This window comes from Wolbachia endosymbiont of Drosophila bicornuta (genome assembly GCF_028982105.1).
GTDB classification, from domain to species: Bacteria; Pseudomonadota; Alphaproteobacteria; order Rickettsiales; family Anaplasmataceae; genus Wolbachia; species Wolbachia pipientis.
In genome coordinates this window covers 1-759 of the sequence record NZ_JAPQLF010000021.1, presented here as the reverse complement: position 1 = coordinate 759, position 759 = coordinate 1, and the positions used below count along the sequence as shown (strand labels likewise).

The 759-nt window shown below is 31.4% G+C and carries 1 pseudogene; it reads right to left on the bottom strand.

Features of this window, described 5'->3' with window-relative positions:
- Window positions 1-186 precede the first annotated feature (186 nt).
- Window positions 187-705: pseudogene (locus OZD68_RS00135) on the bottom strand (IS3 family transposase); the annotation flags it as partial.
- Window positions 706-759: the final 54 nt, after the last annotated feature.

Genomic DNA, 759 nt, shown 5'->3' with positions numbered 1-759 from the left:
TACTGCTCTACCATAGCCATAAGCACATATCTTATCCTATTCGGACTATTGCGAGAAGTGCTATACTATAGTGCACCCATTTGTCTAGACCATTTTTTTCAAAGTAATCCGATTTTTAAAATGAATATGTTGATAAATACGTCGACACACATTTAAAGTATTTATCAATATATTCATTATATTCATTTACTGTTTATGATAATAAAGATCAGCAGGAACTTTATAATGTAGAGTCTGATGTCGCCTTCTATAGTTATACCAACCAACAAAATCATTTATTATAAGATTCAAATCTCTGATACTATTTGGTTTATAATAATATATAGCTTCTTGCTTTAAACTTCTCCATAAGCGTTCAACAAATATATTGTCGAAGCAACGTCCTTTATGGTCCATACTGATTTTAACATTAGCACGCTCTAATTCCATAATAAAGTTATAGCTAGTAAACTGCACTCCTTGATCGCTATTAAAAATCTCAGGTTTACCTTGTTTTAGAGCTTCTTTGAGAGTATAAAGGCAAAATCCAGCATCAAGATATGGTGATAATGAATGAGCAATAATATAGCGACTATACAAGTCCATTATTGCCACAAAATAGACAAACTTACCTTCTACCATAATATATGTTATATCAGTAGCCCATACCTGATTAACTCTGCAAATAATCAAATCTTTGAGTAAATAAGGATATATAGCTCTTTTTACAATAATCCGAACAGATCATAATATGCTACTGCTCTACCATAGCCATAAGCA